The following is a 9,604-nucleotide window of genomic DNA, read 5'->3' as shown; positions in this document are numbered from 1 at the left end:
GTCGGCCTGCTCGTACGACGAGTGCCGGCTGAAGTGCATCCAGAGGTGGTCCTTGGCGGCGCGCTGGAGGTGGTCGTAGTCCGGGTGAGTCATGAGCCCATCGTGAATGGTCGGATCGAAAACGGCAAGCGAATCCGTGGCTGACAGGGGGAATTGAAACGGAATCGGTTGCGGAGGGCCATATTGTTGGCCGACCTGATAGGAACGAGCCATGACGCGGCTGGTGTTCCGGAACGGCACGCTCTTCGACGGGCACCGGCACCGGGGCCCGGGCGCGGTGGCCGTCGAGGGCGGGAGGATCGTCGCCGTCGGCCCCGAGGACGAGGTGGCCGCCCCGGGGCAGCACCTGGTCGATCTCGGCGGTGGCCTCCTGGCGCCGGGCTTCGTCGACGCGCACGTCCACCCGATCCAGGGCGGTCTCGAGCGCCTGCGGTGCGACCTGTCGGCCGGACGGACCCGCGAGGAGTACCTGGCCACGATCGCTGCGTACTCGGCGACCCACCCCGACCTCGCGTGGATCCTGGGAGGCGGATGGGCGATGCCGGCCTTCCCCGGGGGAACACCGACCGCTGCCGAGCTGGACGCCGTGGTCGCCGACCGCCCCGTCTACCTGCCCAACCGCGACCACCACGGCGCGTGGGTCAACAGTCGCGCGCTGGAGATCGCGGGCGTCGACGAGCGGACGCCCGACCCGCCCGACGGTCGGATCGAGCGCGACACCGACGGCCGGCCGTCGGGCACGCTGCACGAGGGAGCAACCTCGCTCGTGGCCCGTCACCTCCCGCGTCCGACCGGCGACGACTACTACGCGGCGCTGCTGACGGCACAGTCGTACCTGCACTCGCTCGGCATCACGGCGTGGCAGGACGCGATCGTCGGCGCCTACTCGGGCATGCACGACCCGGCCTCCACCTACACCAGGGCAGCCGCCAACGGCGACCTGCGCTCGCAGGTCGTCGGCGCGCTGTGGTGGGAGCGGCGGCAGGGCGTCGAGCAGGTCGCCGACCTGGTCGGCCGTCGGGAGGCGATGACCGGCGGCCGGTTCCGCGCGACGACGGTCAAGATCATGCAGGACGGGGTCGCGGAGAACTTCACGGCCGCCATGAGCACGCCCTACCTCGACCGTTGCGGTCACCCGACCGACAACCTCGGTCACTCGTTCCTGACCGCCGACGCGCTCCGCGAGGCGGTCGCCGCACTCGACGCGGCCGGATTCCAGGTGCACGTCCACGCGATCGGGGACCGTGGGGCGCGCGAGGCGCTGGACGCCTTCGAAGGCACGGACCCGGCGCGGCGCCACCACATCGCCCACCTGCAGCTGGTCCACCCGGACGACGTGCCGCGCTTCGCGCCCCTCGGCGTCGCGGCCAACATGCAGGCGCTGTGGGCCTGCCTCGACGAGCAGATGACGGACCTGACGCTGCCCTTCCTCGGTGAGGAGCGGGCTGGGTGGCAGTACCCGTTCGGCGACCTGCACCGGGCCGGCGCCCGGCTCGTCGCCGGCAGCGACTGGCCGGTCTCCAGCCCCGACCCGTTGGCCGCGATCCACACCGCCGTCACCCGCACGACGTACGGCGAGGAGGGCCGTGCCGGACGCGAGCCCTTCCTCCCGGAGCAGGGGATCCCGCTGGAGACGGCCTTCGCCGCCTACACGTCGGGCTCCGCGTGGATCAACCACCGCGACGACGCCGGAGTGCTCTCGCCCGGGGCGCCCGCCGACCTGGTGGTGCTCGACCGCGACCCGTTCGACGGCCCACCGGAGCAGGTCGGCGCGACCCGCGTGGTCTCGACGTGGATCGATGGAGTGCCGGTCTTCGAAGCCTGAGACGTGCGAAACGACGGAATCAGCCCATCTGTACGCCCGGGCCTACAGATTCCGCACCACCGTGGCTAGGCTCGGCTCACCTCACATCACCCCCGGAAGGCAACGCATGGCTGACACGCAGTTCCGCAACGTCATCGACGGCACGCTCGTCGACTCGGCGTCGGGGGAGACCTACGACGTCATCGACCCGACCACCGGAGAGGTCTACGCGACCGCGCCGATGTCGGGGGCCGAGGACCTCGACCGGGCGTACGCCGCGGCCGACCGGGCGTTCGAGTCCTGGGGAGGCAGCACCCCTCAGGACCGGGCCTCCGCCCTGCTCAGGCTCGCCGACGCGATCGAGGGCCGCGTCGAGGAGATCAACGCCGTGGAGTGCAAGGACACCGGCAAGCCGCTGGGCCTGACGATGTCGGAGGAGATGCCCTACGCCTCCGACCACTTCCGCTTCTTCGCCGGCGCCGCCCGGGTGCTCGAAGGCAAGTCGGCGGGGGAGTACATGACCGACCACACGTCGTTCGTCCGGCGCGAGCCGATCGGCGTGGTGGGTCAGGTGACCCCGTGGAACTACCCGCTGCTGATGATGATCTGGAAGATCGCGCCCGCGCTCGCGGCAGGCAACACCGTCGTGCTCAAGCCCTCGGACACGACCCCGGCCTCGTCGACGCTGCTCGCCGAGATCGCCCAGGAGTTCCTGCCCCCCGGCGTGCTCAACGTCGTCTGCGGAGACCGCGACACGGGCCGCGCCCTGGTCGAGCACAAGACGCCCCAGATGGTCGCGATCACCGGCTCGGTCCGCGCGGGCATGGAGGTCGCCGGATCCGCGGCGGCCGACCTGAAGAAGGTCCACCTCGAGCTCGGTGGCAAGGCGCCGGTGATCGTGTTCGACGACGCCGACGTCGAGTCCGCGGCGGCGTCGATCTCGGAGGCGGGCTACTTCAACGCCGGTCAGGACTGCACCGCCGCCACCCGCGTCCTGGCCGGCCCGGGCGTGCACGGCGACTTCGTCGCGGCCCTGACCGAGGCGGCCAGGGGCATCCGCACCGGCATGCCCGACGACGAGGACGTGCTCTACGGTCCGCTCAACAACCCCCAGCAGCTCGACCGGGTGACCGGCATGGTGGACCGGCTGCCGGACCACGCCACCCTCGAGACCGGCGGCAGCCGCCAGGGCGAGACCGGCTACTTCTACGAGCCCACCGTGCTGTCCGGACTCGAGCAGGACGACGAGCAGATCCAGTCCGAGATCTTCGGCCCGGTCATCACCGTGCAGAAGTTCGGCGACGAGGCCGAGGCGCTCGCCTGGGCGAACGGCGTGCAGTACGGCCTCGCGTCCAGCGTGTGGACCAGGGACCACGGGCGCGCGATGCGGATGGCCAAGAAGCTCGACTTCGGCTGCGTGTGGATCAACACCCACATCCCGTTCATCTCCGAGATGCCCCACGGCGGCTTCAAGCACTCGGGCTACGGCAAGGACCTGTCGATGTACGGGCTCGAGGACTACACGCGGATCAAGCACGTGATGTCCTACATCGGCGACTGAGCAGCGGACCGTGAGGTACCAACGGCCCGCGTGGCGAAGCAGGGTCGAGCAAGCGCCACGACCGAGGAACGAGGTCGTGACGCGCGGGTCGAGACCCCGTGCGACGAAAGGCAACGCGAGATGAGGATTCTGCTGATCGGCGCCGGGGGAGTGGGTGGCGCCTTCACCGCCATCGCCGCCCGGCGCGACTTCTTCGAGACGATCGTGGTCGCCGACTACGACCGGGCAAGAGCCGACAAGGCCGCCGCCATCGACGACCGGTACGTCGCCGCGCAGGTCGACGCCTCCGACGCCGCGTCGGTGTCGGCCCTGTGCCGCGAGCACCGGATCACCCACGTGATGAACGCCGTGGACCCGGTGTTCAACATGCCGGTGTTCGAGGGTGCGTTCGAGGCGGGGGCCGACTACCTCGACATGGCGATGTCGCTGTCGAAGCCGCACCCGGACGCGCCGTACGAGAAGCCCGGGGTCAAGCTCGGCGACGAGCAGTTCGCCCAGGCGGACCGGTGGGAGTCGGAGGGTCGGCTGGCGCTGGTCGGGATCGGCGTCGAGCCGGGCCTGTCCGACGTCTTCGCCCGGTACGCCGCCGACCACCTGTTCTCCGAGATCGACGAGCTGGGCACCCGCGACGGCGCCAACCTGGTGGTGACCGACGACGACGGGCAGGAGGTCTTCGCGCCGTCGTTCTCGATGTGGACCACGATCGAGGAGTGCCTCAACCCACCGGTGATCTGGCAGGACGGTGAGTGGCACACGACCCCGCCGTTCTCGGAGGCGGAGGTGTTCGACTTCCCGGAGGGCATCGGCCCCGTCGAGTGCGTCAACGTCGAGCACGAGGAGGTCCTCCTCATGCCCCGGTGGGTCGACTGCAAGCGGGCGACCTTCAAGTACGGGCTCGGCGACGAGTTCATCAACATCCTCAAGGTGCTGCACACGCTCGGCCTCGACCGCACCGACCCGGTGCGGGTCAAGGGCGTCGACGTCTCACCGCGCGACGTGGTGGCGGCAGTCCTGCCCGACCCGGCCACGGTCGGGCCGCGGATGAAGGGCAAGACCTGTGCCGGTCTCTGGGTGACCGGGACCGGCAAGGGGGGCGAGCCCAGGTCGACGTACCTCTACCACGTTGTCGACAACGAGTGGACGATGCAGGAGTACGGCCACCAGTGCGTGGTGTGGCAGACCGCCATCAACCCGGTCGTCGCGCTCGAGCTGCTGGCCACCGGCACCTGGTCCGGTAGCGGCGTGCTCGGGCCCGAGGCCTTCGACGCGGTTCCGTTCCTCGACCTGCTGACCGGGTACGGCAGCCCGTGGGGTCAGCGGGAGCTCGATCCGGCGTAGTCCGCTCCTGGTCACGCAGTCGCGGCGAACGCCTCCGCGACGACGTCGAGACCCTCGTCGAGCAGCGCGTCCGGGATCGACAGCGGGGGCAGGAAGCGGAACACGTTGCCCCAGGTGCCGCAGGTGAGGGTGACCACGCCCTGTTGGTGGCAGTACGCCGCCACCGCGGCCGCCCGGGCGGGTTCGGCGTCGGTGGTGCCCGGCGCACAGAGCTCGATCGCCATCATCGCGCCACGGCCGCGGACGTCGCCGATCACGGGGTGCCGCTCCTGGAGCGCGGTCAGCCGTGCGTGCATCGTGCCGCCGATCGCGCGGGCTCTCGCGGCGAGGTCGTGGGTCTCCATCTCCGCGATGGAGCCGAGCGCCGCCGCACAGGCGACCGGGTTGCCGCCGTAGGTCCCGCCCAGGCCGCCGACATGGACCGAGTCCATGAGCTCCGCCCGTCCGGTGACCGCCGCGAGGGGCAGGCCGCCGGCGATGCCCTTGGCCGTCGTGACCAGGTCGGGCACCACTCCCTCCTCGTCACAGGCGAACCAGCTGCCGGTACGACAGAAGCCCGACTGGATCTCGTCGGCGATCAGGACCACGCCCTTGTCCGCCGCCCAGGCGGCGAGGGTCGGCAGGAAGCCGGGGGCGGGCACGACGAAGCCGCCCTCGCCCAGGATCGGCTCGATCGCGATGCAGGCCAGGTTGTCGGCGCCGACCTGCTTGTCGAGGACGTCGATCGCCCGCGCGGCGGCCTGCTCGCCGGAGAGCCCGTCTCGGAACGGGTAGGACATCGGGGCCCGGTAGACCTCGCCCGCGAACGGCCCGAACCCGTGCTTGTAGGGCATGTTCTTCGAGGTCATCGCCATCGTCAGGTTCGTGCGGCCGTGGTAGGCGTGCTCGAACACGCCCACCGCGTCGCGACCGGTGGCGACGCGCGCGATCTTCACGGCGTTCTCGACCGCCTCGGCGCCCGAGTTGAACAGGGCCGACTTCTTCGCGTGGTCGCCCGGAGTGAGCTCGGCCAGCTTTTCGCACACGTCCACGTAGCCGTCGTACGGCGTGATCATGAAGCAGGTGTGGGTGAACGCGGCCACCTGCTCCTGGACCCCGCGGACCACCTCGGGCGCGGAGTTGCCGACGGAGGTGACGGCGATTCCCGACCCGAGGTCGATCAGGGAGTTGCCGTCGACGTCGCGCAGGATGCCGCCACCGGCCGCCTCCACGAACACCGGCAGCATCGTCCCCACGCCGTCGGCGACGTGTTGCTTCTTGCGGTCGAGGCGTGCGCGGGACTCCGGCCCGGGGATCTCGGTGACGAGGCGGCGCTCCTGGGGGAGCGACGGCCCACCGGTTCGGCTCTGGACGGCGGGTTCGGTCATATGGAGAGCCTAGGACCCGCCTGCCAGAATGCCACCGTGAGGAGACGAGACGTGGTGGTGCTGGGGTCGACGGGATCCATCGGCACGCAGGCGCTGGAACTGGTGCGCGCCAACCCCGACCGGTTCCGGGTCGTGGCGCTCACGGCCGGCGGCTCCAACGAGGAGCTGTTCGCGAGCCAGGTCGCCGAGTTCGAGCCGGCCTTCCACGGCCTCGGCGAGGAGGCGTCCGTCGCGGCCGCGGCCCACGAGTGCGACGTCGTGCTCAACGGGATCACGGGTGCTGTCGGCCTCGCGCCGACCCTGGCGGCGCTCGACGCCGGCAACACGCTCGCGCTGGCCAACAAGGAGAGCCTGATCATCGGCGGCCCGGTGGTCACCGACCGCGCGAAGCCCGGCCAGATCGTGCCTGTCGACTCCGAGCACTCCGCCCTCGCCCAGTGCCTGCGCGGCGGCCGCCGCGACGAGGTACGCCGCCTGGTGCTCACCGCCAGCGGTGGGCCGTTCCGTGGCCGGACGCGCGAGCAGCTCGGCGAGGTCACGGTCGAGGAGGCGCTGGCGCACCCGACCTGGGACATGGGCCCGCTGGTGACCATCAACTCGGCCACGCTCGTCAACAAGGGTCTCGAGGTGATCGAGGCACACCTGCTCTTCGACATCCCCTTCGACCGGATCGAGGTCGTGGTCCACCCCACCTCGGTGGTCCACTCCATGGTGGAGTTCGTCGACGGATCGACCCTGGTGCAGGCGAGCCCGCCGACCATGCTGATCCCGATCGCGCTCGGCCTGGGCTGGCCCGACCGGGTGCCCGACGCCGCCCCCGCGGTCGACTGGTCGACGCCCGAGACCTGGGAGTTCCTCCCGCTCGACGACGAGGCGTTCCCGGCCGTGGAGCTGGCGCGGAGGGTCGGGCGGCTGGGCGGCACCGCCCCGGCGGTCTACAACGGCGCCAACGAGGCGTGCGTCGCCGAGTTCCGGGCCGGGCGCCTGCGATTCGTCGACATCGTGCCCACGGTCGCCGCCGTCGTGGGGGAGCACGACGTACCCTCGAAGGAGAAGCTCACCGTCGACGACGTCCTCGCCGCCGACACGTGGGCGCGCCGCCGTGCAACCGAGCTCCTCGAAGGGACCGCATGACCGCCCTGTTCTACCTGCTCGGGGTGGTGATCTTCGTGGTCGCCATCCTGGCCTCGATCGGCCTGCACGAGCTCGGCCACATGATCCCGGCCAAGAAGTTCGGGGGGAAGGTCAGCCAGTACTTCATCGGGTTCGGGCCGACCGTCTGGAGCACGCAGCGCGGCGAGACCGAGTACGGCATCAAGGCCGTCCCGCTGGGCGGCTACGTCAAGATCGTGGGCATGCTCCCTCCGGGCGCGGACGAGCTCGACGAGGACCGCGAGCACCCGGTCTACGACGAGCAGGGCCGTCGGGTCGTACGCGTCCGGAAGTCCAACACCGGCATGTTCACCCAGCTGATCTCCGACGCCCGGGCCGCGGAGTGGGAGCAGATCAGCCCCGAGGACTCCGACCGGCTCTTCTACAAGATGGCGTGGTGGAAGAAGGTCATCGTGATGGCCGGTGGCCCGACGGTCAACATCCTCATCGCGTTCTTCATCTTCAGCGCCGTGTTCGCCACCTACGGCAACGCGAGCGATGTCCAGCCCGACTCCGGACAGCCGGTGATCGAGACCGTCTCGGAGTGCGTGATCCCGTACGTCGACCAGCGGACCGACTGCCGGAGCACCGACCCGCAGAGTCCCGCAGCCGAGGCCGGGCTGCTCCCGGGCGACACGATCGTCGAGTTCAACGGCACCCAGATCACCGGCTGGTCCCAGCTGCGCACCCTGATCCGCAACAACGACAACGGCGACGCGGTCATCGTCTTCGTGCGCGACGGCGAGCGGATGACCGGTACCACCAACACCACCGTCGAGGCGCGGCCGACGTCGCTGACCGACGAGACCCTGCGCCAGGTCGGCTTCCTCGGGGTGACGCCCACCCAGCACTTCGTCACCGGTGGCCCCCTCTACACGCTGGGTGAGATGGGGACCATGACCGTCGACACGGTCGAGGCCCTCGCCACCCTCCCGGTCAAGGTGTGGGGTGTTGCGAAGGCGATCGTCGGCATCGAGCCGCGGGACCCCGAGAGCCCGGTGAGCATCGTGGGCGGTGGCCGTCTCGCGGGAGAGACGGTCGCCCACGAGACCTTCCCGGTCCAGGAGAAGACGGTGTTCCTCCTGATGCTGATCGCCGGGTTCAACTTCTTCATCGGCATGTTCAACTTCATCCCGCTGCTGCCGCTCGACGGCGGCCACATCGCCGGCGCGCTGTACGAGGCGGCCCGGCGTGGCATGGCGCGGTTGCGCAGGCGACCCGACCCCGGCTACGTCGACGTCGCCAAGCTCCTTCCCGTCGCCTACGTCGTGGGGTCGGCCGTGCTGATCATGGGTGTGGTCCTGATCGTGGGCGACCTGGTGGTCCCGCTCCACCTGCAGTCGTGATCGCTCGGTTGCCGCCCGGCTCCCGGCCGGCAGTAGCCTTCACCCCATGACCGCCATCAGCCTCGGCATGCCCGAAGCACCTCCGCCGGTGCTCGCTCCTCGCCGCCAGACGCGGCAGATCCGCGTGGGGAAGGTCGGGGTCGGCAGCGAGTCGCCGATCTCCGTGCAGTCGATGACGACCACGCTCACCGCCGACGTCAACACCACCCTCCAGCAGATCGCCGAGCTCACGGCGGCCGGTTGCGACATCGTCCGGGTGGCGTGCCCCAGCCAGGACGACGCCGAGGCACTTCCCGAGATCGCCGAGCACTCGCAGATCCCGGTGATCGCCGACATCCACTTCCAGCCCAAGTACGTCTTCGCGGCGATCGACGCCGGCTGCGCGGCAGTCCGGGTCAACCCCGGCAACATCCGCAAGTTCGACGACCAGGTTCGGGAGATCGCGGCCGCCGCCAAGGACCGCGGCACCAGCATCCGGATCGGCGTCAACGCCGGCTCGCTCGACAAGCGGCTGCTGGAGAAGTACGGCAAGGCGACGCCGGAGGCCCTCGTCGAGTCCGCCGTGTGGGAGGCAGGCCTGTTCGAGGAGCACGACTTCCACGACTTCAAGATCTCCGTCAAGCACAACGACCCGGTCGTGATGGTGCGCGCCTACGAGATGCTGGCGGAGGCCGGCGACTGGCCGCTGCACCTCGGAGTCACCGAAGCAGGGCCGGCGTTCCAGGGCACCATCAAGTCGAGCGTCGCCTTCGGCCACCTGCTCGGACAGGGCATCGGGGACACGATCCGCGTGAGCCTCTCGGCGCCACCGGTCGAGGAGGTCAAGGTCGGTATCCAGATCCTGGAGTCGCTGAACCTCAAGCCCCGTCGGCTGGAGATCGTGTCCTGCCCGAGCTGCGGCCGCGCGCAGGTCGACGTCTACAAGCTCGCCGACGAGGTCACCGCCGGCCTCGACGGGCTCGAGGTTCCGCTGCGCGTCGCCGTCATGGGGTGCGTCGTCAACGGTCCCGGTGAGGCCCGCGAGGCGGACCTCGGT

Annotated in this window: 7 protein-coding genes; 6 read left to right on the top strand and 1 reads right to left on the bottom strand. The window is 70.4% G+C overall.

Annotated features, from left to right (window positions below; genetic code table 11):
* Positions 1–211 precede the first annotated feature (211 nt).
* The 3 genes from VFN12_RS02235 to VFN12_RS02225 all read left to right on the top strand — a co-directional run bounded on the left by VFN12_RS02235 (position 212) and on the right by VFN12_RS02225 (position 4,703).
* Positions 212–1,825, top strand: coding sequence for an amidohydrolase (locus tag VFN12_RS02235; protein WP_325116922.1), 1,614 nt, complete (start codon positions 212–214; stop codon positions 1,823–1,825).
* Positions 1,826–1,931: 106 nt separating this feature from the next.
* The gene (locus VFN12_RS02230; RefSeq protein WP_325116921.1) at positions 1,932–3,365 is read left to right on the top strand and encodes a gamma-aminobutyraldehyde dehydrogenase; all 1,434 of its coding nucleotides are present in this window, start codon (positions 1,932–1,934) and stop codon (positions 3,363–3,365) included.
* A 120-nt stretch (positions 3,366–3,485) separates the two neighbouring features.
* Positions 3,486–4,703 carry a saccharopine dehydrogenase family protein gene (locus VFN12_RS02225; RefSeq protein ID WP_325116920.1) on the top strand — a complete coding sequence of 406 codons (1,218 nt, stop codon included), beginning with the start codon at positions 3,486–3,488 and terminating at the stop codon, positions 4,701–4,703.
* Between the two features lie 11 nt (positions 4,704–4,714).
* Here the strand turns inward: VFN12_RS02225 and gabT are convergent, their stop codons facing one another.
* Complete coding sequence (gabT, locus tag VFN12_RS02220; protein ID WP_325116919.1) at positions 4,715–6,070, bottom strand: 4-aminobutyrate--2-oxoglutarate transaminase; 1,356 nt, start codon at positions 6,068–6,070, stop codon at positions 4,715–4,717.
* Between gabT and VFN12_RS02215 the strand changes: the two genes are divergently transcribed.
* From VFN12_RS02215 to ispG, 3 genes are all read left to right on the top strand, one after another.
* Positions 6,071–7,204, top strand: a complete 1,134-nt coding sequence (locus VFN12_RS02215) for a 1-deoxy-D-xylulose-5-phosphate reductoisomerase (protein ID WP_325116918.1) — start codon at positions 6,071–6,073, stop codon at positions 7,202–7,204.
* Positions 7,201–8,568, top strand: a complete 1,368-nt coding sequence (locus VFN12_RS02210; RefSeq protein WP_325116917.1) for a site-2 protease family protein — start codon at positions 7,201–7,203, stop codon at positions 8,566–8,568. Before VFN12_RS02215 ends, VFN12_RS02210 begins: the two co-directional genes overlap by 4 nt.
* A 46-nt stretch (positions 8,569–8,614) precedes the next feature.
* A partial coding sequence (gene ispG, locus VFN12_RS02205) for a flavodoxin-dependent (E)-4-hydroxy-3-methylbut-2-enyl-diphosphate synthase (protein ID WP_325116916.1) occupies positions 8,615–9,604 on the top strand: 990 nt, incomplete at its 3' end.

The sequence above is a fragment of the Nocardioides sp. genome, from assembly GCF_035703625.1.
Lineage (GTDB): Bacteria > Actinomycetota > Actinomycetes > Propionibacteriales > Nocardioidaceae > Nocardioides.
Note: the sequence above shows the minus strand (reverse complement) of the source record. Positions and strands in the feature narration are given on the sequence as shown.

Excerpts from the sequence above, each read along its gene's own strand:
- VFN12_RS02235 (WP_325116922.1), top strand. The coding sequence starts at position 212 with ATGACGCGGCTGGTGTTCCGGAACGGCACGCTCTTCGACGGGCACCGG.
- VFN12_RS02230 (WP_325116921.1), top strand. The coding sequence starts at position 1,932 with ATGGCTGACACGCAGTTCCGCAACGTCATCGACGGCACGCTCGTCGAC.
- VFN12_RS02225 (WP_325116920.1), top strand. The coding sequence starts at position 3,486 with ATGAGGATTCTGCTGATCGGCGCCGGGGGAGTGGGTGGCGCCTTCACC.
- gabT (WP_325116919.1), bottom strand. The coding sequence starts at position 6,070 with ATGACCGAACCCGCCGTCCAGAGCCGAACCGGTGGGCCGTCGCTCCCC.
- VFN12_RS02215 (WP_325116918.1), top strand. The coding sequence starts at position 6,071 with ATGGAGAGCCTAGGACCCGCCTGCCAGAATGCCACCGTGAGGAGACGA.
- VFN12_RS02210 (WP_325116917.1), top strand. The coding sequence starts at position 7,201 with ATGACCGCCCTGTTCTACCTGCTCGGGGTGGTGATCTTCGTGGTCGCC.